Source organism: Bacillus sp. V26 (assembly GCF_034296245.1).
GTDB classification, from domain to species: Bacteria; Bacillota; Bacilli; order Bacillales; family Bacillaceae; genus Bacillus; species Bacillus halotolerans.
Genome location: NZ_JAXKQF010000001.1, coordinates 595,137 through 615,416, shown reverse-complemented (window position 1 = coordinate 615,416; position 20,280 = coordinate 595,137). Strand labels below are relative to the sequence as shown.

The 20,280-nt window shown below is 44.8% G+C and carries 23 protein-coding genes; all 23 read right to left on the bottom strand.

From position 1 onward, the window contains the following. Window positions 1-197 precede the first annotated feature (197 nt). Window positions 198-1,001 carry a sporulation transcription factor Spo0A gene (spo0A, locus tag UJ203_RS03365; RefSeq protein WP_010334880.1) on the bottom strand — a complete coding sequence of 268 codons (804 nt, stop codon included), beginning with the start codon at window positions 999-1,001 and terminating at the stop codon, window positions 198-200. 274 nt (window positions 1,002-1,275) lie between these two features. Then, window positions 1,276-2,553, bottom strand: coding sequence for a SpoIVB peptidase (gene spoIVB, locus UJ203_RS03360; protein ID WP_024122004.1), 1,278 nt, complete (start codon window positions 2,551-2,553; stop codon window positions 1,276-1,278). Between the two features lie 174 nt (window positions 2,554-2,727). After that, window positions 2,728-4,458, bottom strand: coding sequence for a DNA repair protein RecN (gene recN, locus UJ203_RS03355; RefSeq protein WP_322008595.1), 1,731 nt, complete (start codon window positions 4,456-4,458; stop codon window positions 2,728-2,730). A gap of 35 nt (window positions 4,459-4,493) precedes the next feature. Further along, window positions 4,494-4,943, bottom strand: coding sequence for an arginine repressor ArgR (gene argR / locus UJ203_RS03350; RefSeq protein WP_010334883.1), 450 nt, complete (start codon window positions 4,941-4,943; stop codon window positions 4,494-4,496). Window positions 4,944-5,039: 96 nt separating this feature from the next. Then, window positions 5,040-5,885: a TlyA family RNA methyltransferase gene (locus UJ203_RS03345; RefSeq protein ID WP_322008594.1), complete on the bottom strand. Its 846-nt coding sequence runs from the start codon at window positions 5,883-5,885 to the stop codon at window positions 5,040-5,042. Further along, complete coding sequence (gene dxs / locus UJ203_RS03340) at window positions 5,882-7,783, bottom strand: 1-deoxy-D-xylulose-5-phosphate synthase (RefSeq protein WP_322008593.1); 1,902 nt, start codon at window positions 7,781-7,783, stop codon at window positions 5,882-5,884. Before dxs ends, UJ203_RS03345 begins: the two co-directional genes overlap by 4 nt. 177 nt (window positions 7,784-7,960) lie before the next feature. Continuing rightward, on the bottom strand, window positions 7,961-8,851 hold the full coding sequence (locus UJ203_RS03335) for a farnesyl diphosphate synthase (RefSeq protein WP_322008592.1): 891 nt from the start codon (window positions 8,849-8,851) through the stop codon (window positions 7,961-7,963). Further along, the gene (locus UJ203_RS03330) at window positions 8,841-9,095 is read right to left on the bottom strand and encodes an exodeoxyribonuclease VII small subunit (protein ID WP_024122010.1); all 255 of its coding nucleotides are present in this window, start codon (window positions 9,093-9,095) and stop codon (window positions 8,841-8,843) included. The genes UJ203_RS03335 and UJ203_RS03330 overlap by 11 nt, the downstream gene beginning before the upstream one ends. After that, a complete protein-coding gene (xseA, locus tag UJ203_RS03325) occupies window positions 9,092-10,438 on the bottom strand; it encodes an exodeoxyribonuclease VII large subunit (protein ID WP_024122011.1) in 1,347 nt (448 codons plus the stop codon). The genes UJ203_RS03330 and xseA overlap by 4 nt, the downstream gene beginning before the upstream one ends. A gap of 139 nt (window positions 10,439-10,577) precedes the next feature. Continuing rightward, window positions 10,578-11,429: a bifunctional methylenetetrahydrofolate dehydrogenase/methenyltetrahydrofolate cyclohydrolase FolD gene (gene folD, locus UJ203_RS03320; RefSeq protein ID WP_024122012.1), complete on the bottom strand. Its 852-nt coding sequence runs from the start codon at window positions 11,427-11,429 to the stop codon at window positions 10,578-10,580. Window positions 11,430-11,440: 11 nt separating this feature from the next. Beyond that, the gene (nusB, locus tag UJ203_RS03315; RefSeq protein WP_024122013.1) at window positions 11,441-11,836 is read right to left on the bottom strand and encodes a transcription antitermination factor NusB; all 396 of its coding nucleotides are present in this window, start codon (window positions 11,834-11,836) and stop codon (window positions 11,441-11,443) included. Window positions 11,837-12,100: 264 nt separating this feature from the next. Continuing rightward, window positions 12,101-12,508 (bottom strand): fatty acid biosynthesis protein YqhY, encoded by a 408-nt coding sequence (yqhY, locus tag UJ203_RS03310; RefSeq protein ID WP_010334891.1) that lies wholly within the window; start codon window positions 12,506-12,508, stop codon window positions 12,101-12,103. Window positions 12,509-12,528: 20 nt separating this feature from the next. Further along, window positions 12,529-13,881 carry an acetyl-CoA carboxylase biotin carboxylase subunit gene (gene accC / locus UJ203_RS03305; RefSeq protein WP_044154640.1) on the bottom strand — a complete coding sequence of 451 codons (1,353 nt, stop codon included), beginning with the start codon at window positions 13,879-13,881 and terminating at the stop codon, window positions 12,529-12,531. Window positions 13,882-13,892: 11 nt separating this feature from the next. Beyond that, window positions 13,893-14,375 (bottom strand): acetyl-CoA carboxylase biotin carboxyl carrier protein, encoded by a 483-nt coding sequence (gene accB / locus UJ203_RS03300; RefSeq protein WP_024122015.1) that lies wholly within the window; start codon window positions 14,373-14,375, stop codon window positions 13,893-13,895. Between the two features lie 151 nt (window positions 14,376-14,526). Next, window positions 14,527-15,177, bottom strand: coding sequence for a stage III sporulation ratchet engulfment protein SpoIIIAH (spoIIIAH, locus tag UJ203_RS03295; RefSeq protein ID WP_024122016.1), 651 nt, complete (start codon window positions 15,175-15,177; stop codon window positions 14,527-14,529). Further along, window positions 15,178-15,867 (bottom strand): stage III sporulation protein AG, encoded by a 690-nt coding sequence (gene spoIIIAG / locus UJ203_RS03290; protein ID WP_322008591.1) that lies wholly within the window; start codon window positions 15,865-15,867, stop codon window positions 15,178-15,180. Further along, on the bottom strand, window positions 15,860-16,480 hold the full coding sequence (gene spoIIIAF, locus UJ203_RS03285) for a stage III sporulation protein AF (protein WP_105991975.1): 621 nt from the start codon (window positions 16,478-16,480) through the stop codon (window positions 15,860-15,862). Before spoIIIAF ends, spoIIIAG begins: the two co-directional genes overlap by 8 nt. A gap of 13 nt (window positions 16,481-16,493) precedes the next feature. Beyond that, complete coding sequence (gene spoIIIAE / locus UJ203_RS03280) at window positions 16,494-17,693, bottom strand: stage III sporulation protein AE (RefSeq protein ID WP_202853064.1); 1,200 nt, start codon at window positions 17,691-17,693, stop codon at window positions 16,494-16,496. 18 nt (window positions 17,694-17,711) lie between these two features. Continuing rightward, window positions 17,712-18,107 carry a stage III sporulation protein AD gene (spoIIIAD, locus tag UJ203_RS03275; protein ID WP_081638335.1) on the bottom strand — a complete coding sequence of 132 codons (396 nt, stop codon included), beginning with the start codon at window positions 18,105-18,107 and terminating at the stop codon, window positions 17,712-17,714. A gap of 12 nt (window positions 18,108-18,119) precedes the next feature. Continuing rightward, window positions 18,120-18,326 carry a stage III sporulation protein AC gene (gene spoIIIAC, locus UJ203_RS03270; protein ID WP_003153142.1) on the bottom strand — a complete coding sequence of 69 codons (207 nt, stop codon included), beginning with the start codon at window positions 18,324-18,326 and terminating at the stop codon, window positions 18,120-18,122. Between the two features lie 22 nt (window positions 18,327-18,348). Beyond that, entirely contained in the window at window positions 18,349-18,864 is a 516-nt protein-coding gene (spoIIIAB, locus tag UJ203_RS03265) for a stage III sporulation protein SpoIIIAB (RefSeq protein ID WP_024122020.1), read from the bottom strand. Beyond that, window positions 18,858-19,781, bottom strand: a complete 924-nt coding sequence (gene spoIIIAA, locus UJ203_RS03260) for a stage III sporulation protein AA (RefSeq protein WP_044154635.1) — start codon at window positions 19,779-19,781, stop codon at window positions 18,858-18,860. The genes spoIIIAB and spoIIIAA overlap by 7 nt, the downstream gene beginning before the upstream one ends. 75 nt (window positions 19,782-19,856) lie before the next feature. Then, on the bottom strand, window positions 19,857-20,138 hold the full coding sequence (locus tag UJ203_RS03255; RefSeq protein WP_010334901.1) for a YqhV family protein: 282 nt from the start codon (window positions 20,136-20,138) through the stop codon (window positions 19,857-19,859). Window positions 20,139-20,280: the final 142 nt, after the last annotated feature.

Here is a 20,280-nt window from a genome sequence, read left to right as displayed (position 1 = left end):
ACAAAGCGAAAGGATAAATATAGCCATCAGCAGCCCGTACGTTTCACACATTTTCGATCACTCCAAGCGTATAAACAAATATTCACCCATCTACCGCATTTATTATAACAGATTTATCCAAAAACAAAACGCCTCCTATTTATCAGCGGAACCAATAAATAAAAGACGTTTGATTTAAGTGCTTGTGCTGATCATGCTTAAGAAGCCTTATGCTCTAATCTCAGCTTATCTGCAACCATCGCAATGAACTCTGAATTTGTAGGTTTTGCCTTCGTCATGCTGACTGTATAACCGAACAATGAGGAAATGGAATCAATATTCCCTCTGCTCCATGCCACTTCAATCGCGTGGCGGATCGCTCTTTCTACACGGCTAGCGGTTGTGTTGAATTTTTTGGCGATGTCCGGATAGAGGACTTTTGTAATACTGCCGAGCAGCTCGATGTCGTTGTACACCATTGAGATCGCTTCACGCAGATAGAGATAGCCTTTAATATGTGCAGGGACGCCGATTTCATGGATAATGCTTGTGATGCTCGCGTCAAGATTTTTCCTTTTTGGTTCAGGCTGGCTGCTGCGTATAATGCTGCTTTGTGACGACGGCGCGCGATGCGTCACACTGCTGGCATTTCCGCTGACCTGGCGAATATGGCCGACAAGGTTTTCCATATCAAACGGTTTGAGAATAAAGTAGGACGCTCCTAAATCGACGGCCTTTTTCGTGACATCTTCCTGCCCGAAGGCTGTCAGCATGATGACGTTTGGCTGTTTTTTCAGATCGGATTCTCTCAGGCGCTCTAAAACAGCAAGTCCGTCCAAATGAGGCATAATAATATCCAAGACGAGCACATCAGGATCTTTTTCTTTAAATAGCGACAGGCATTCCTGTCCGTTATACGCAACTCCGATGACTTCCATGTCTTCCTGTCCTTCTATATATTCACTCAACAGGCTTACCAGCTCTCGATTATCGTCAGCAACACAAACTTTAATTTTCTCCACGTTTCTTCCTCCCCCAATGTAGTTAACAGGATTCCACCTTGCTACATGTTTACATTCGACAAAACCGCTATATACCCTCTAAAAAAAATCATAACTAACAATAATAGTGGCATATCTTCGTTATTCTATGTTTTTCTCTGTTTTTCGACTAAAAATGAAATTTGACAAATAAGGAAACGTGAATTTGTCGAAAAATCTTCTTTTGTTCATTTTAACGTATGTATGATGAGAAGTGAAGAGGGGGAAAAGCAAAAAACTGCCGGAGATCCGGCAGTCAGCTTGCTTTTTCTTTTCCGTAAATATCGATTCCTGCTTCAGACAGCATCCATTCAATATGCACACCGTAACCGCTTGTCGGGTCGTTGACAAACACATGGGTGACAGCGCCGACAACCTTTCCATTTTGAATGATTGGGCTCCCGCTCATGCCTTGTACAATGCCGCCTGTTTCCTTCAGCAGTCTCGGATCGGTAATTTTCAAGACCATTCCTTTTGTAGCCGGAAATTTTTGCGGTGTCGTGCTGACGATTTCGATATCAAATTTTTCTACCTTATCATCATCAATGACCGTTAAGATTTCCGCAGGCCCTTTTTTCACTTCATTTGAAAAGGCAACCGGCAGCGCCTTATCTGATATTTTGTTTTTAATCGGCTGATGTAACGTGCCGAAGATTCCAAATGGGCTGTTTCTGTTAATGTCCCCGATCGTTTTGCGTTCAGAGGAAAATCGCGCCAGTTTTTCTCCAGGATTTCCGCCTGTCCCTTTTTCAATTGATGTCACAGTCGATTTGACAATTTCTCCATCTTCCACGACGATTGGTTTTTTCGTATCCATATCGGAGATCACGTGGCCAAGCGCTCCGTATTTTTTGGTTTTCGGCTCATAAAAGGTCATTGTGCCGATGCCCGCGGCAGAATCCCTGATATATAAACCGATTCGGTATTTGCCTTCAGCTTCATCCTTTTGAGGAATCAGCTTTGTTTTGATCTTCTGTTTATCACGTTTGATCAGCAAATCAAGTGACTCTCCGGTATTTCCCGCTTTTTGAATAAACGGGGCAACATCATTCATTTTTTCAATTTTCTGTCCATTCATCTCAATAATAATGTCGCCTGCTGTAATACCTGCCGATTCACCAGGGGATTTTTTCCCTTCGCTTGTGTTAATTTGATGAAACCCGACGACAAGGACTCCCACGGAATGAAGTTTTACACCGATGGATTGCCCGCCCGGTATGACTTTTAAATCCGGAAGAACTTGCACTTTTGTTTTTTTGATTGGAAATCCGGCAAGATCATATACTAATTCTGACTGGCCTGATTTTTTGCCTGTGACTTTGATTTCATGCGGGTCTTTCTCAACTGTAAACGCTTCTGATGATTTTTCCTGGGCGTTTACCGATAAACTCGTTTCAATGGCTTGTGTTTGGGTTTCAAATACTCTCATTTGCGTTGGAATCAGTAAATACTCTTTTAATGGTTTGCATAAACCTACACTTAGTAACGAAACAAGGAGAATTAAACCTATTGCTTTTCTGATGTTATCCGGCATTCACTACTTCACTCTCCTCGCTCCTACCCCACACCTTCTTTATGAATTGCTGCTACATCATTACTTTTGCCTTCTCAGCCCTTATTTATAACTGTCTTATAAAGAAAAACATTGGATATACTGATGAACGAATGGATGTGTATACAAAAAAATAAGCTGCGCATATCGCGCAGCTTACCCAGTTGTTTTGACTTGATCCGCTTGTTTTAACAGCTCTTTCGCATGGCGTTTCGTCAAGTCTGTGACTTCGACTCCTGCTATCATGCGTCCGATTTCCGCCACCTTCTCTTGTTTAGTCAGCGGCTTTACACGCGTCGTCGTTCTTCCGTCTTTTAATTCCTTCGCAATGTAAAGATGGGTATCGGCCATGGCTGCTACCTGGGGCAGGTGCGTAATGCATAGCACTTGTGATCCCATCGATACTTTGTGAATCTTTTCAGCAATAGCCTGAGCGACCCTGCCGCTTACGCCTGTATCTACCTCGTCAAATATAATCGAGGTAACGTCCTGCTGTGAGGAAAAAATGCTTTTAATAGCAAGCATGACCCTCGACAGCTCTCCGCCGGAAGCGACTTTAGAAAGAGATTTCAGCGGCTCGCCCGTATTGGTGGAAATTAAAAACTTCACCAGATCAATCCCTTGTTCAGTGAGCTGAACAGGCTGTCCGTTTACGACCGGCGCTTCCTCACCGCGAGTCGCCGTTCTGACCTTAAACTCCGTATCGAAAGTCGACTTTTCCATATATAAGCTTTTCAGTTCACGATGGATTTCCTCAGCCAGCTTTTTCGCCCACGTTTTTCGGATTCGGGAAACGTTTGCCGCTTCTACTGCAACATCTTTACCAACCGAATCCAGCTCCTGCTTCAGGCTTTGCAGATGGCTGTCTCTGTTTTCAATTTGATCAATCTCTTCTTCAATTTTAGAAGCATATTCTAAAATATCTTCAACGGTTGCCCCGTATTTCCGCTTCAGCTGCTTGATCTCATTAAGACGCGTCTCAATAAAATTCAAGCGCTCGGGGTCATATTCAAGCTCATCCAGCATATTTCTCATCTGAAATGTAGCGTCCTCTAAAAGGTAGTAGGAGTTCGAAACACTCTCAGAAAGTTTTTGCAGCGGTTCGTTAATATCGGATAAATCTTCAAGCTGAGACGACGCCATTCCGACCCAGTCCAGACCGCCCTGCTCGCTGCGCAGCGCGTTATAAGCATTTTGCAGTGATTCAAATATTTTCTCAAAATTTGAAATTTGCTGGCGCTCCTCTTGCAGCTGCTCATCTTCGTTCAGTTCGAGCTTTGCTGATTCGATTTCTTCCAGCTGAAATTGAATCAGATCAAGCCGGTGTGCCATTTCCTGCTCACTTTCAGAAAGCTGCTTCAGCTTTTTAAGCAGCTTCATATATCGCTGATAGCCTTCCTGATACGCTTGAAGTGCGCTGACCACTTCGGCTCCCGCAAACTTGTCCAAAAGCTGAAGATGGTTTTCGTCCTCCATTAACAGCTGGTTATCGTGCTGCCCGTGAATATCTAATAAAAGCCTGCCGATTTCTCTAAGCGACGCAATCGTTACAAGTTTGCCATTAACCCGGCATACGCTTTTTCCGTTCGTGCTGATATCCCTTCTCATGACGATCATTTCATCTGAAACGTCAATCCCCTGTTCAGCACAGACGTCAAAAACGGGATGGCCGCTATCTAACAGAAACAGCCCTTCAAGCTCGGCTTTTGTTTCTCCATATCTGACAAATTCAGATGAACCGCGGCCACCGACCAAAAGTGAAATGGCATCTATGATGATGGATTTGCCGGCTCCGGTTTCTCCTGTTAAAACCGTAAGCCCGCGTTCAAAAGAAACCGTCAGTTCCTCAATAATGGCAAAGTTTTTAATCGATAATTCAGCTAACAAACAGCATTACACCTCTTATCTTTGTTAGATTTCCTTTATAGCAGCTCTAGGAGCCGGCTTTTTACGCCGTCGGTATCTTCAGGAGTCCGGCAAATAATTAAAATGGTGTCATCTCCGCAAATGGTCCCCATAATTTCGTCCCAGTCCAGATTGTCCATAAGCGCTCCGATTGCCTGGGCATTGCCCGGCATGGTTTTCAGCACAATCATATGGCTTGCTGAGTCTATTTTCACAAAAGCATCCATCAGTGACCGTTTCAGCTTAGACAGCGGATTGAAACGCTGGTCCGCCGGTAGGCTGTATTTATATGAGCCGTTATTTGTCGGCACCTTCACAAGGTGAAGCTCTTTAATATCACGTGAAACCGTGGCTTGTGTCACCTTGTATCCATCCTGCTTCAGCATGTCGACCAATTCATCTTGGGTTTCGATTTCATTGCTTGTAATGATTTCTCTGATTTTGATATGCCTCTGGCCTTTGTTCATGTAAGCACCTCTATTTCCAGCTTATCTGTTCTTATATGGTATATGATTCTCCGCAAAAAGTACATGAATGCAGAAAAAAGGAATAATAGCGCCCTATTATTCCGGTACATCTGCTTTTTTTTCTTTTAACGTCTTATGTGCTTCTTCCACTATACGGCTGATTTCCTCCTCAGGCAAGCCAGCGCCTTCTTGACCTTCTCCCGGCCAGTGCAAATGGAGGAGAAATTCAATATTTCCGTCTCCTCCCGTAATTGGAGAAAATGACAGACCTTTGCAGATATAGCCCTCGCCAGCCGAAAAACTGACCATGTGCCGCAGGACATCTGCATGCACCTTCGGATCTCTGACAATGCCTTTTTTGCCGACAGATTCCCGGCCTGCTTCAAACTGAGGCTTGACAAGCGCAATACAATCGCTGCCCGGTACAAGCAATGTTTTTAAAACGGGCAGGATCAGCCGAAGTGAAATAAAGGATACATCAATCGTAGCAAACTCCGGCATACCCTTTGTGAAGTCTGCCGGAGTCGCATAACGGAAATTCGTGCGTTCCATCACGACGACGCGTTCGTCCTGTCTTAGCTTCCATGCAAGCTGATTATAGCCTACATCCACCGCGTACGACTGTTTTGCGCCATTTTGCAGAGCACAGTCTGTAAAGCCGCCGGTGGAGGAACCGATATCAATCATAATTTTGTCCTGAACAGAGACAGGAAATTCTTTTAGCGCTTTTTCAAGCTTTAAGCCGCCTCTGCTCACATATTTCAGCGGGTTTCCTTTGATGGTCAACGGAAGCTCGCGGTCAATTTTTTCTCCAGGCTTGTCCAAGCGGTTTTCATTCGAATACACGATCCCTGCCATAATGGCCCGTTTCGCTTTTTCCCGCGTTTCCGCAAGCCCTCTTTCCACTAGTAATACATCTAATCGTTCTTTCTTAGCCGTCATGATCCAATTCCTTTATGTGTCTTCGGCGGTGCCAGCAATCGAATTCTGTCTGCCACCTGCTGTTTCGTTAATCCTATTTCTTCAAGAAGCGCCGTTACGCTACCATGTTCTATAAATCGATCCGGTATGCCCATTCTGTCGATCGGCGTATGATACATTCCCTGATCATGAGCGAATTCTAAAACCGCGCTTCCGAATCCGCCTTCTAAGACCGCTTCTTCAATCGTTAGAATCGGCAAGCCTTCATTTAGTATGTCCTTCATCATCTTTTCATCAATCGGCTTAATGAATCGCGCGTTGACGACGCGTACGGAAAGGCCTTCTTTTTGCAGCTCTTCAGCAGCTTCAAGCGCCATTTCAATTGTTGTTCCAAATGTTAAGATGACCGCGTCGCTACCCGGACGCAGCACCTCCCACGTGCCGATTGGGATCGTTTTAAGCTGTTCATCCATTTTGACGCCGAGGCCGTTTCCGCGCGGAAAACGCATGGCGATCGGACCGTCGTCATAGCTGAGCGCTGTATGAACCATATGCTGCCCTTCATTTTCATCCTTTGGCATCATTAAGACCACATTTGGAATGTGGCGCATAAACGCGATATCAAATACGCCTTGATGGGTCTCGCCATCTGCACCGACTAATCCGGCACGGTCAATTCCGATAAACACATTGGCGTTTTGACGGCAGATGTCATGAACAACCTGGTCATATGCACGCTGCAGGAAGGTTGAATAGATAGCCAGAAACGGCTTCATCCCTTGTAATGCCATAGCTGCTGCCATTGTAGCGGCATGCTGCTCTGCAATTCCGACATCGAACATTCGGTCAGGAAATTCCTGCGCAAAGCCTTCAAGCTTCGAACCCACAGGCATTGCCGGTGTTATCGCCACGATTCGCTCGTCCTCACGTGCCATTCGCTGTACTGTGCCGCTGACAAGGCTGCTCCATGCAGGCGCTGCGGCTTTTGGTTTTACAAAGTCACCTGTATTAATTTTATATGGGCCGGTTCCGTGCCACGTACCGGTCGTATCGGTTTCAGCAGGTTTGTACCCTTTTCCTTTTTTGGTGATCACATGCAGCAGGACAGGGCCTTTTGTTTTTTTAGCGTATTGAAGATTCTCAATCAGCTCATGATAAGAGTGTCCGTCCACAGGGCCTAAATAAGTAAATCCGAGTTCCTCGAAAAACATGCCTGAGACAAGCATATACTTTAGGCTGTCTTTGACACGTTCTGCCGTAGCGGCAAGCTTGCCCCCAACAGCCGGAATCTTCTTAAACAGGTATTCAAGCTCATCTTTCACCCATTGATATTTCCCGGCTGTTCGCAGCCGTCCGAGCATGGAATGAATAGCACCGACATTCGGAGCGATACTCATTTCATTATCGTTGAGGATAACAATCATGTCTTTTTTCTCGTCACCGATATGGTTCAGCGCTTCAAGCGCCATTCCGCCGGTCAGCGCACCATCACCGATAATCGGAATGATAAACTCATCCGTTCCTTTAATATCGCGAGCGGCCGCCATCCCCATCGCACCTGACAAGGAAGTTGAGCTGTGACCGGTTTCCCATACGTCATGTTCGCTTTCGCTCCGCTTCGGGAATCCGCAAAGCCCTTTATACTGACGAAGGGTCTCAAATTCTTTTCCCCGGCCCGTCAGCAGCTTATGAACATAAGACTGATGGCCTACATCCCACAAAAACTTGTCTTTCGGGCTGTTAAATTCCTTATGCAATGCAACGGTAAGCTCAACGACACCCAAATTAGGGCCAATGTGACCGCCAGAAGCCGATAAAGTCGTAATCAGAAACTGACGGATTTCATCACTTAATTTCTCTAATTCATCAATGGACATGTTTTTTAAAAACGACGGGTCCTGTATTGATAAAAGATCCAAAGCGGATCAACTCACTTTCAGCATGAATTTCTGCATTGATATATGTCTTAAATGCCGAGCTGAACTCAGATCATTTCTCAGGCATAAAAAAAGACAAACGCGCTCTTCCTTTTGATTTTCATCGAAACTGCTTACATTTTACCATATGTCGTGCAGCCGCTTCAAATAAGGATCGTTTTAGTGGTCTCTTGCCGCAATTAAATCACAAAGCTCATACAAAAGGTCTTTTTGAAGGGAGAGCCCGTCGATCAAGCGCTTTGCTTCTTTTATGTGACCGTCCAATTTCTTTTTGGCCCCTTCCAGTGACAGAAGTGACGGATAAGTCGATTTGTCGTTTGTTGTATCCGAGCCGACACGTTTGCCGATTTTCTCTTCACTGCCTTCTAAATCTAAAATGTCGTCTCTGATTTGAAAACCGATTCCAATGTGCCTGCTGAAGACGCGCAATGTTTCAATTTCTTCCTCAGGCGCATCCGCCAAAATAGCGCCGGCGATGACGCCAAAACCGAGCAGTTTGGCTGTTTTCCGTTCATGAATGGATTCAAGTTCTTCAAGCGTGACCTGACGGTTTTCTGCTTCCATATCGGCGATCTGCCCCCCGACCATGCCCTCGGTTCCCGCTGCTGAAATCAGTTCATTCACAAGACGAAGCCGCTTTTCTGCGGATACTTCGTCTGACACATGGGACGTAATCAGCTTAAAGCTTTCCGTCAGCAGCCCGTCTCCCGCTAAAACAGCCGTGGCTTCACCAAATACTTTATGGTTTGTCGGCTTTCCGCGGCGCAGATCATCATCATCCATGCAAGGCAGATCATCATGAATTAATGAATACGTGTGAATCATTTCAACAGCGCACCCGACTGGGATACCGTCTTTTTCACTTTTTCCGTACGCATTCAAAACCGCCAGCACGATGAGAGGCCGCAGCCGTTTCCCTCCGGCCTCAAGAGAATACAGCATAGATTTTTTTAATGAATCCGGGATATTAAGGTTTTCTGTATATACAAAGAGCTGTTTTTCAACCGTTTTTTTACGCTCCGCCAGAAAGCTAGCTAAATTATTTGTCACCTTCGTCTTCCTCCTGAACACTAAAAGGTGCCAGTTCGCCGTCTTCTTTTAAAATGAAGTCCATTTGCTTTTCTACTTTTTGAAGCTTTTCATGGCACATTTTTGAAAGAGCCATTCCTTCTTGAAAGTAGTTAATTGCTTGCTCCAGAGGCACATCGCCTTCTTCAAGCTTTGATACAATGCTTTCTAAGCCTTTCATCGCTTCTTCAAACGTCATGCTTTCATTTTTTTTCATGTCTGTCATTTTTCTTCCCCTCTCTTATTTAATACTTCACAGGTCAGCACGCCATCCTTCAGCTTTACCTCAAGCTGGTCTTTCTCTTCTATCTGACTGACGCTTTTTATGAGTTCATCTTCCTTATAAGCCAAGCTGTATCCTCTTTCCATAATTTGAAGGGGACTTAGCGCGTTCAGCTTGCCAAGAACGGTTTGAAACTGAGAATGCAGCTGCTTCATTTGGATATTCATATTTTTTTTCAGCTGATTCGTCTGATCCTCATACCGTTTTCTCGCCTGTTTCAGCTGTTCATGGGGGTGCAGTGCCTCTAATCTGTAAGTTTCGCGCTCAAGCTGTCTGCTTTTCCGGTCCAACAGCGCAGTAAGCTGAGCTTGGAACTGCTGGTATGCAAGGTCAAACTGCTGCTCTTTTTGCTCAAACAGCCGCTTAGGAAAGCGAAATGCATATGAGGATTGAAGTGTTTGAACCCGTTCTTTTTTTTGGATGAGATGCTGCTGCATCGCTCTTGTCATTCTGACTTCCGCCGTTTTCGTCCGTTCAATTAAATCAGTGGTATGGGGCACTGCAATCTCAGCTGCTCCTGTAGGTGTCGCCGCTCTGATATCCGCAACAAAATCACTGATGGTAAAATCCGTCTCATGCCCGACTGCCGAAATGATCGGTATGTTGGAAGCAAAGATCGCACGGGCTACGATTTCTTCGTTAAACGCCCACAGTTCCTCTATCGATCCGCCGCCTCTTCCGACAATTAATACGTCGCACGCCTGTTTTTCATTCGCCTCTTCAATGCGCCTAACAATTGATCTGCTCGCATTTTCACCCTGAACGAGCGCTGGAAGAACAATGACTTTTACAAGGGGATATCTTCTTTTTAGAGTTGTAATGACATCTCTGACAGCAGCACCTGTGGGTGATGTCACAACCCCGATTGTGGCTGGAAATGCGGGGATTTGTTTTTTGTAGCGTTCGTCAAATAAACCTTCTCCGGCTAGCTTCTTTTTTAATTCTTCATACGCTAAATAAAGCGCTCCGACCCCGTCAGGCTGCATTTCTTTTGCATATAATTGATAGTTTCCGCTCGGTTCGTATACGGAAATTCCGCCTCTCACCAGCACTTTCATACCGTTTTCAGGTTTAAAAGGAAGACGCTCGCTCTGTCTGGCGAACATGACCGACTGCATCCGGGCGTTTTCGTCTTTTAACGTGAAGTAAATATGACCTCTCGTGTGTATCTTTACATTCGATAATTCGCCTTTAATCCAAATATTTTCAAGGTGAGGATCTACATCGAATTTTCGTTTTATATACTTTGTCAGCGCTGAGACAGTAACATACGCTGTTTCACCCATGTCTCAAACTCCTCTCGTAAGCATTCCTGCACCATAACTAAAGAAAACCCGCTCTGGCTTAAGGAGCCTGAAGAAGCGGGTATCGTGCTCATTATCCAGAGGCAGGGTTTTTAGCCTGTCTCTGAATATCTCCAAAGATCTATGATAACGTACGTTTCGCAGATTTAACAGTATTATGCGCAAGCATCGTGATGGTCATAGGACCGACTCCGCCCGGAACAGGTGTAATAAAGGATGCTTTTTCCTTCGCACCTTCAAACTCAACGTCTCCGCAAAGCTTTCCGCTTTCCAAACGGTTAACGCCGACGTCAATAACGATGGCGCCTTCTTTCATCTGGTCAGCAGTGATGAAGTTGGCTTTACCGACCGCCACCACCAGGATGTCCGCTTTTTTCGTATGTTCAGATATATCTTTTGTTCTTGAATGACAGTATGTCACTGTCGCGTTTTCATTTAATAAAAGCTGGCCGACAGGTTTACCGACAATATTGCTTCGGCCGACTACAACAACCTCTTTACCGGAAAGGTCAATATTGGTTTTCTTCAAAAGCTCGACAATTCCGTGCGGCGTGCAAGGAAGAAATGTATCTTCGCCTAGCAGCATTTTCCCTACATTTAACGGATGAAAACCGTCTACATCCTTATCAGGAGAAATACGCTCAATCACCGCTTTTTCAGAAATATGGTCTGGAAGCGGAAGCTGAACGAGAATTCCGTGAAACTCAGGGTCTTCATTGTATTTGTCAATAATCGAAAGCAGTTCAGCTTCTGTGAGGGAGCTGTCGAATTGATCAAGCTTAAAATTCATGCCCATTGTTTCTGCTGCTTTTTTCTTTCCCCGCACGTAAGAATGAGAAGCTGGGTCATCTCCAATCAAAATAACCGCCAGGCCGGGAGTGACGCCTTGCTTTTTAAGCTCTTCTACTTCTTTTGCCAATTGTTCGCGTTTTTCTTTTGCCGTTTCTTTTCCGTCGATGATTGTTGCAGTCATTTTCTTTCCTCCTATGATTGTTCAATATCAGATTTAATGTTAGAAAGAACCCCGTTTACAAATTTTGTCGCTTTGTCATCACCAAACCGTTTCGCCAGCTCAATCGCTTCGTTCATGGAGACATTTACCGGAATGTCTTCGGCATATGCCATTTCGTATGCTGCCAGACGCAAAATAGCACGGTCAACATTGGCAATCCGGTCAAGCTTCCAATTCACCAGATGTTTCGAAATCATTTCATCCAGCTGAACCTGGTGTTCAAGTACACCGTATACAAGCTTTTCAAAGAAAGGATCTGTCTTTTCTTCATCTAATGCGTGTTCAATGGCTTCATTCACTGCAATATCGCTGACATCAATTTGAAATAGTGCCTGCAAAGCTTTTTCTCTTGCTGTTCTTCTTTTCATTTTCTTTCTCCTTTGATCCTCTTTATCCGCTTGTCGTTAAGCCATAAAGAGATCATAACATATTTTTTTCGTATCCGCATATTGAAATCAAGGTTTTTCGACCCTATTACCGAATATTTTTACACACCTTCATATGATCATTCGGATTTCACGATCATGAAGAAACTCGGCTGCCTTGAGCCGGCTTTCTTCATGCTTTGAAATAAAGGGTAACGTGTAAAAAAACCAAAGGGCCGCCCTCCCCTTGGTTTCCTGTTAAGCCATTTACATTTCTTCGTCGATTTCGACTTCCTGGGCTTTTGTGTCAAATTGAATGCCGACGATGTGAATATTGATCTCGTTAATTGAAAGAGACGTCATATTTAATAAGGTTTGACGAATGTTTTCCTGAACGGCCGCTGCGACTTTCGGAATGGAAACGCCGAATGCGACAACACAGTAGACATCGATCGTAATTCCGTCATCCGCCAAGTCGACTTTTACGCCCTTGCCGTGGTTTACTTTGCCGAAGCGCTCGACGACGCCTGTCGCAAAGTTCCCGCGCATTTCAGCAACGCCGTCAACTTCTGAAGCTGCGATACCGGCAATCACCTCAATGACTTCCGGCGCGATCTCAACCTTACCTAAATGCGTGTCTTCATGATCCATTTTAAGCAAGCTGTTGTCTTTCATTCAATTCACCTCCGTAAAAATTATGAGCCCATTACATCATATGTTTCTAAAAACTTCGTATTAAACTCTCCGCTGACAAATGTTTCGTGTTCAAGCAGTTTGATGTGGAACGGGATTGTTGTTTCTATGCCTTCGATGACGAATTCGCTTAATGCGCGCTTCATGCGGGCAACCGCTTCATCTCTCGTTTTTCCGTATGTGATTACTTTCGCAATCATGCTGTCGTAGTACGGAGGGATGGTATAGCCCGGGTACGCGGCTGAATCTACACGGACACCTAAACCGCCCGGCGGCAGATACATTTTGATTTCACCAGGTGACGGCATGAAATTTTTGCTTGGGTTTTCCGCATTAATTCGGCATTCGATGGCCCAGCCTTCAAATAGAACATCTTCTTGTTTGAGGCTGAGTTCCATTCCTGATGCGACTCTGATTTGTTCCTTAATCAGGTCTGTTCCTGTCACCATTTCTGTGACTGGATGCTCTACTTGAATTCTTGTGTTCATTTCCATGAAGTAGTAGCGCTGTTCTCTGTAGTCATAAATAAATTCAACTGTGCCCGCGCCTGTGTAGCCAACTGCTTTTGCAGCCTTAACCGCTGCTTCACCCATCTGCTCTCTGATTTCTGAATCAAGCGCAGGAGATGGTGATTCTTCCAAAAGCTTTTGAAGGCGTCTTTGAATCGAGCAGTCGCGTTCGCCCAAATGAATGGTATTTCCATAATTATCGGCAAGCACTTGGATCTCAACATGACGAAAATCCTCTATGTATTTTTCGATGTAAACTCCAGGATTTCCAAATGCAGTTGCAGCTTCCTGCTGAGTAATCTTAATGCCGTTAATCAATTCCTCTTCGGTGCGTGCAACCCTGATTCCTTTTCCGCCTCCGCCTGCGGTGGCTTTTATAATTACAGGATACCCAATTTCATTAGCCAGCGAAACCGCTTCTTCCACATTTTCTATAATTCCTTGTGAACCTGGAACGATCGGCACGCCCGCCTGTTTCATCGTCTCCCGCGCAACGTCTTTTGTTCCCATTTTTGAAATGGCCTCAGCGCTTGGTCCGACAAACGTGACATTTACTTCTTCACATAATTCCGCGAAGTCGGCGTTTTCAGCTAAAAATCCGTATCCCGGATGAATAGCGTCTGTGCCGGTAAGCTTGGCGACACTTACGATATTTGTAACGTTTAGATAGCTGTCTTTTGATGCTTTCGGTCCGATACAAAAAGCCTCATCAGCCATTTGCACATGCAGGGCATCTTTATCAGCTTCTGAATAAACAGCGACAGTCTCAATGCCGAGCTCTTTGCAGGCTCTGATGATTCTGACAGCAATTTCTCCTCTGTTGGCGATCAATAGCTTTTTTATCATGTTAAGTCTCCTTACTCTGCTTTTACAAGAAATAGAGGTTGTCCATACTCAACCAGCTGGCCGTTTTCAACTAATACTTCAACGATTTCGCCTTTTACTTCAGCTTCAATTTCGTTGAATAGCTTCATTGCTTCCACAATGCAGACAACTGTGTTTTCATTTACTTTAGAGCCTGCAGTTACATAAGGACCGGCTTCCGGTGATGAAGAAGCATAAAATGTTCCCACCATCGGCGATTTGATTTGATGCAGGTTTTCATCTTGTTTCGGCGCCTCTTGTGCAGGTGCCGGCGCTGCTTGCTGCGCTTGCGGCTGTGCCGTTTGCGGAGCCGCTGCTTGTACAGGTGCTGCCGGTGCTTGCTGCATCACTTGTACTGTACCCGCTTCGTGTTTTTTCAGTTTTAGGGAAACACCTTCATTTTCATATACGAATTCATCAATTGAAGATTCGTCAATTGTTTTAATCAGCTCATGGATTTCTTTAATATTTAACATTCAATCGCACTCCTATGTATTGAAATTTCTTTTTATAGGTTACTACTAAAAGTACATACTATGTTTATCTTACAGGAGCAGACTTTTGAATTCAACTCTAATATGATTGGCATGCAAAAAGCCCGCGTTTCGGCGGGCGGTTGTTCATTAACTATTTGGAAGGCTCAAATGTGACAGCAACGTCTTTCATCGTTTTAATTTCTTTGGCAACAAGGTCTATGATGGCTGTAGCTTTAGATTTGGAGTGTTTGTCAGACTTGACCGTGATGTTGATTTTGTCTCCTTCCGCATTTACGAGGGCATCTTCATAGCCTTGTGTTTTAATCAGTGTTTCAAGCTGTTTTTCTGTTCCTTCCGCTTCACTGAGGGCTGTCATTTTATCATATGCTTCGCTCTTTTCCTTTGCTGTTGCATCGTCGCTGGATACGATCGCATTCAGTTCTTCCCTTTCCTTGCTTCTGGCATCCTCTAAATCAAGGCGGTACGTTGTGAAGAGATCATCATCGGCGGTTTCGGTCACAACTGTTCCTTTTTCACTCGCTTCAGCGGAAGTTTCTTTGTCTGATGAAGAATCTTTCGTACCCTTTGTTCCGTCTTCTTTCTCTGTTTCAGCACCGTTTTTTTCCTTTGTGTCTTCCTTGGCAGGTGTTTTTTCAGTTGCTACCTCACCGCTGTCAGACGGGCTTTTTTCACTTTGCATCTGCACCGCATTTTTACTTTCCGGCGACATGATATAATAAACACTTAACACCACAACAAGACTGAGCATGGTTAACAGCCAAACGGTTTGTTTTTTGAGCATTTATGAATCCTCCTTTATTTTTTTAGGGGCAACCGCAACCCGGTGGCTTGGAACATCCAGGACCCGTGTCACCGCTTCAATAATGGTTTGTTTTATTTGAACGTTGTCCACTCCTTGAGCAACAACGAGTACACCGCGTATATCAGGTTTTTTCGTTTGAACCACAACAGGGGTTTCTTTATCCCCATTCCTGATCATGACGATTTCTTCCTCTGATGTTTGATCCGTCACACTTCTAGTTCCGCCTTCTTTGTCTGTTTCTTCAGTTGTTGTATTTTTGCTTGATTTGTTTTTTTCATAAACCTTCAGTGACGTTGCGTCTACATTGACCACAACCGAGACATCCTCCACGCCGATAATGGTTTCAAGAATTTCTTTCAGCTGGTTTTCATATTCTTTTTCATAATCGCCAATAGAGTTTTTAGGATCATCAGATTTAGAGGCTTTAAACACTTCAGCTGTTTTCTCTTTGCTGTCCGCCGAATCAGCTGATGCGGGTGCTGTTATGGTCTGGGCGTTTTCCGTTTTCTCCGGTGAAGAAAAGAGCTGGCTGACTAGCATAAAGGAGACACCGAGAACAAAAACGAACAGAAAGTAATGATATTTGGTCAGCTTCGGTTTTTCGCCGTCCTTCGATTGCCTCGGAAGAAACTGCTTTTTCAATACGTTCCATAATCCGTTTTTATTCATTGCCGATCCTCTCCCCGCCTTCCATATGAACCGTAATTTTCTCACTGCCGATTTCCCAAATGTCCGCAAGCTTTGTCTCAATCTGTTTAGCTTCTTTTTGTTCCGCTTTTTCTTTCGTGACGTATGCATGATCCGTATTAATGTCGATCGGCGCGACCGTTTGGACCGTTTTTTCAGAAGACGGGGCCATATACACGCTGATTGTTTTGATATCCTCTTCTGAATCTACTTTTTCTCCTGCCGTGATCTTGATTTGGTCTACTTTATATTTGTCATGACTGAACATCTCCTCCGCTTTCTTTTTTAGTTGGACAGCCATTTCTTCTAAAATATATGCGCGCTGGGAAGCTTGTATTTCTATTTTTTTTGAATTGATCTGATTTTTTATTTCGGCAGATTCCGATTGCCCGTTTTTTGTGAGGTATTCAAAGATGACTTCGGGGTCTGTTTTGAAAAGCTTAAAGATTGGAGTAAGCATGACGACGATCAGCAGCAGGCTGACTACCATTTTTGCGTACTTTTGCATGCTGGAGCTCGGCAGCAGCATATCAATGACGATTGCAAATAGAATAAATAAGACGATGCTGGTAAGCCATTCAGTTAAAAAACTCATCCGTCAGCCTCCTTTATTTCATCATCATCGTGAGGTTTCCGGCAGTAATAATGACGGTAAGGCTTAAAAAAAACATGAGAGACACAATAGCGAGAGCCGCAAAAATATAAATGACGCTTTTGCTGATGACATCGAGACAGGTAATGACCGGACCGCCGCCGAGCGGCTGGAGAATCGCGGCTGCCAGCTTGTAAATAAAAGCGAGAGAAAGCACTTTGATTGCCGGGAAAGCCGCAATACAAATCAAAATGGCGACACCCAGGATTCCTACCGTATTTTTCAGCAATAAGGAAGCGCTGATCACTGTATCCGTTGCGTCAGTAAACATTCTTCCAAGAACAGGAATGAAGTTGCCGGTAATAAACTTAGCCGTCCTGAGCGTAATGCCGTCTGTCACTGCCGCCGAGGCACCCTGCACAGAAATGACGCCGAGAAACACAGTGAGAAAGACTGCCAGCGCTCCGATGGCAATATTTCTGAGAAGATTGGACAGCTGCGTTACTTTGTATTGTTCAGTCATTGTACTGACGATGCTCAGAATCGCTGATAAGAAAATCAGCGGCATGACGATATTTTGAATCAGCAGACCGCTCGTATTCATTAGAAAGAGAATAACAGGATGAAAGAAGGCCGCAGATACAGCTCCTCCAGAGGAAGCCAATAGTGCCAGCAGGAGAGGAATGAGAGCCAAAATAAAACTGGTCATCGTCTGAATCGCCTCTGTCGCATAATTGATCGCTACATGAAAGCTGTTCAGCGCAAGGATAATCAGCACCATATAAACAATTGCGTAGGCAACCTTGCTGACTGTGCTTTGCTGAAATGCATTTTGCAGAAGCTGAAGAATGACGCAAAAAATCGTCAGCAAAATCAACGTGCCGAGAAGCTTTCCATTGGCAAGCACTTCATGAAACAAATAAGAAAAGAGAGCCTTCAGCCATTCTTGCGGTGAAAAGGATTTATCACCGTTTATAAACTCAAGCAAACTTCCTTTTTGACTTTCCGGCAGAAGCCCGCCGTACTCTGTCATTATGTCATTCCAAAATTCACCGATCTTGTCTGTTTCAAGCGACTCAGCCGTTTTTTCAGCCAATTGCTCCGGCGTTTCGGTATGTTCTTCTGTTTGGACCGAATCGTCTTCTGCTTGTACAATTTCTGTGCAGCCGAATATGAGCAGCACCGCAAGAACCAATGCCCATCGAAAACGCTTCAATCTGCCGCCTCCTTTCGGTTATGACATGGAAGGTATAAGTCCGAGAATCGTTTCAATAATCACGGTTAAAATAGGAACAGCCATAACGAGAATCAGAATTTTCCCCGCCAATTCTATTTTCGAGGCGATGGCCCCTTGACCGGCATCCTTGGTGAGCTGCGCCCCGAATTCAGCAATATAGGCGATTCCGATAATCTTTAAAATCGTTTCAACATATACCATGTTGACATTGGCGTTAACGGCTATTTTTTCAATCATTCTGATAATGTCGTAGATTTGATCTACCAAATAGAGAAAAATAACACATCCGGCAAATACGACAATTAAAAAGGCAAATGTCGGCTTTTGTTCTTTTACGATCAAAGAAAGGAAGGTGGCGATCAGCCCTAAACCTACAATTTGAACAATGTCAATCTGTAAGCCCCCCTATCCTTGAAACAAAAACACAGCTTTTATCTTTTTAAAGAGGTCATCCACAATGGTGGCGACCATAAATAAAATATAGATAAAACCTAACAGCGTCACCCACTGGGCGTATTCTTTTTTTCCCATCTGATCCAAAATCGTGTGTAAAAAAGCGACCACGATTCCCACTCCGGCGATTTGAAAAATGACATTCACGTCTACTCCCATTTTATTTTTGCTCCCCTCACGTTTACATCAATAGAAGAATGAGTAACAAGCCCGCTAAAAAGCCTAAACTTTTTATCATCTTTTCATTTTTCGCTTGTGCCTGCTCAGCATCCGCTTCCGATGCCTCTAAGTGTGTAAGTGCCAGCTTGATATGTTTTTGCTGTGAGATTCGATCGTGAATCCCAAGCGTCTCGCCGAATTGCTTCAGCACATCATATTCGGCTTTTTTCAGTGACATGTTGTCCCACACTTTTTTTAAGCTTTGCTCCCATGCCGTTTTAGCGGAATCACTGCCTTTCTCCAGCTGTTCGCTAAAACTGAGAAACAGAGCCGAAACAGGCTGCGCAAGCTGTTTTGCGATCTGCTGCGAAGCGGTGTGAAGCGGTGTATGGCCGTACATAATTTCCGCCTCAAGGGATTGGAGCGCCGCACGCAGCTGACGGATTTGCCTTGGCCGTTCTGTATAAATTTTCGCCGTCTCGAAACCTGTCCATGTTGTCGCAGCTACAATGAATACAGCGCCTAACAGCTTCAGCATGTTTTCACGTCCCTCGTTCCCGAAAGCACGTTTCCGTCTTTGTCATAAATACGGCTTACTGTGCCCGGTCCCTTCGTTCTGGATAATTCCAAATAGCGGTCAAAGGCTTTTTCTTCCCACAGACGCTTTAATGAAGGCCGCTTCATCAGATCAGAAATACTCCAGCCATGCGCGGATACGATGACCGAAACACCGGCATGCAGCGCCTCGAGAAGTGCTTCTGTATCCTCCGTTCTTCCGATTTCATCAACGATTATCACCTCGGGACTCATTGACCGGATCATCATCATCAGCCCCTCAGCCTTCGGACAGGCATCTAACACGTCAATTCTCTGTCCGAATTGATGTTGCGGAATGCCGCGCAGGCACCCGGCAATTTCCGACCGTTCATCGACAATGCCTGTCTTTACGGGCGGAATGCGGTTCTTGCCGCTGCTCGCAAGTCTGGCAAGATCCCGAAGCAGCGTTGTTTTACCGGTTTGCGGCGGACCGATAATCAATGTATTCAGCCAGCCGTTTTGATGCAGATAAGGCAGCAGCGGTTCTGCAATTCCAAGCTTTTGCCGGGCAATTCGTATATTAAAAGACGCAATGTCGCGGAGGCCCTTCACCCCTCCGTTTTCTGTAATGACTCTGCCTGCAAGTCCGACTCTGTGGCCGCCCCTGATGGTGACATACCCTTTCTTCAGCTCTTCTTCGAGCGTATACATACTATAATTGCTCAGCCGGCTGAGGATCAGGTGGGCATCCTCGGCCGTGCCCGCATAGGACAAAAAAAGAGGTTGTCCTTTTCGTATCAGTTCAACAGGGCGGTTAACCCGAATTCTGATTTCTTCGATTTCCAGCCATTGATGTTCCGGTATTTCAGAAAGGGCGTTTTTCATGGATTCAGGGAGAACGTCAGCAATTTCATTCAACAGAGTCTCCTCCTTTCTACCGATCGGCTTCTTTAAAATGTATGATGTGCGGCAGACTTTATGACAAGCCTCTCTTTATTTGTGGACACCCGCTAAAATCAACACGACACCCGTAAAAATCAAGATCAGTTTTGCATATGACAGCTGCCCGGCAATTTGGTAGATTCCCACAGTCATGGTGATGATAAAAATCAGCGGACCGACAATAGCAAGAATGCTGTTGACCACAACCGCTTTGCGGACATCATTTGTCACAAGCATCACAATCGCGGCCGTCAGCTCAATCATGGAGGATAAAACTCGCAATCCGGCCATTGTCAAAACAGTAGAATTGATATTTCCAAGAAAAAATTTCATAGCACTCTCCCAACCTCCCATTTTTTTATATGATATGCTCTAGCTGGCGGAAGTAGTCTTGCCATTTTCGTATAAAAGAAAGATTCTGTTTTTGCGCACAAAAAAAGCCTGCTCCCAATTGGGAACAGGCCTCTTTTTTCTC

What these genes read in the sequence shown, in the direction of transcription:
- accB (WP_024122015.1), bottom strand. Translation starts at nt 14,375, where the DNA reads ATGTTAAATATTAAAGAAATCCATGAGCTGATTAAAACAATTGACGAA.
- spoIIIAG (WP_322008591.1), bottom strand. Translation starts at nt 15,867, where the DNA reads ATGAATAAAAACGGATTATGGAACGTATTGAAAAAGCAGTTTCTTCCG.
- argR (WP_010334883.1), bottom strand. Translation starts at nt 4,943, where the DNA reads ATGAACAAAGGCCAGAGGCATATCAAAATCAGAGAAATCATTACAAGC.
- spoIIIAC (WP_003153142.1), bottom strand. Translation starts at nt 18,326, where the DNA reads ATGGGAGTAGACGTGAATGTCATTTTTCAAATCGCCGGAGTGGGAATC.
- folD (WP_024122012.1), bottom strand. Translation starts at nt 11,429, where the DNA reads ATGACTGCAACAATCATCGACGGAAAAGAAACGGCAAAAGAAAAACGC.
- nusB (WP_024122013.1), bottom strand. Translation starts at nt 11,836, where the DNA reads ATGAAAAGAAGAACAGCAAGAGAAAAAGCTTTGCAGGCACTATTTCAA.
- spoIIIAF (WP_105991975.1), bottom strand. Translation starts at nt 16,480, where the DNA reads ATGAGTTTTTTAACTGAATGGCTTACCAGCATCGTCTTATTTATTCTA.
- yqhY (WP_010334891.1), bottom strand. Translation starts at nt 12,508, where the DNA reads ATGAAAGACAACAGCTTGCTTAAAATGGATCATGAAGACACGCATTTA.
- spoIVB (WP_024122004.1), bottom strand. Translation starts at nt 2,553, where the DNA reads ATGCCGGATAACATCAGAAAAGCAATAGGTTTAATTCTCCTTGTTTCG.
- xseA (WP_024122011.1), bottom strand. Translation starts at nt 10,438, where the DNA reads ATGGGTGAAACAGCGTATGTTACTGTCTCAGCGCTGACAAAGTATATA.
- spoIIIAB (WP_024122020.1), bottom strand. Translation starts at nt 18,864, where the DNA reads ATGCTGAAGCTGTTAGGCGCTGTATTCATTGTAGCTGCGACAACATGG.
- UJ203_RS03255 (WP_010334901.1), bottom strand. Translation starts at nt 20,138, where the DNA reads ATGAAATTTTTTCTTGGAAATATCAATTCTACTGTTTTGACAATGGCC.
- spoIIIAH (WP_024122016.1), bottom strand. Translation starts at nt 15,177, where the DNA reads ATGCTCAAAAAACAAACCGTTTGGCTGTTAACCATGCTCAGTCTTGTT.
- UJ203_RS03330 (WP_024122010.1), bottom strand. Translation starts at nt 9,095, where the DNA reads ATGACAGACATGAAAAAAAATGAAAGCATGACGTTTGAAGAAGCGATG.
- UJ203_RS03345 (WP_322008594.1), bottom strand. Translation starts at nt 5,885, where the DNA reads ATGACGGCTAAGAAAGAACGATTAGATGTATTACTAGTGGAAAGAGGG.
- accC (WP_044154640.1), bottom strand. Translation starts at nt 13,881, where the DNA reads ATGATAAAAAAGCTATTGATCGCCAACAGAGGAGAAATTGCTGTCAGA.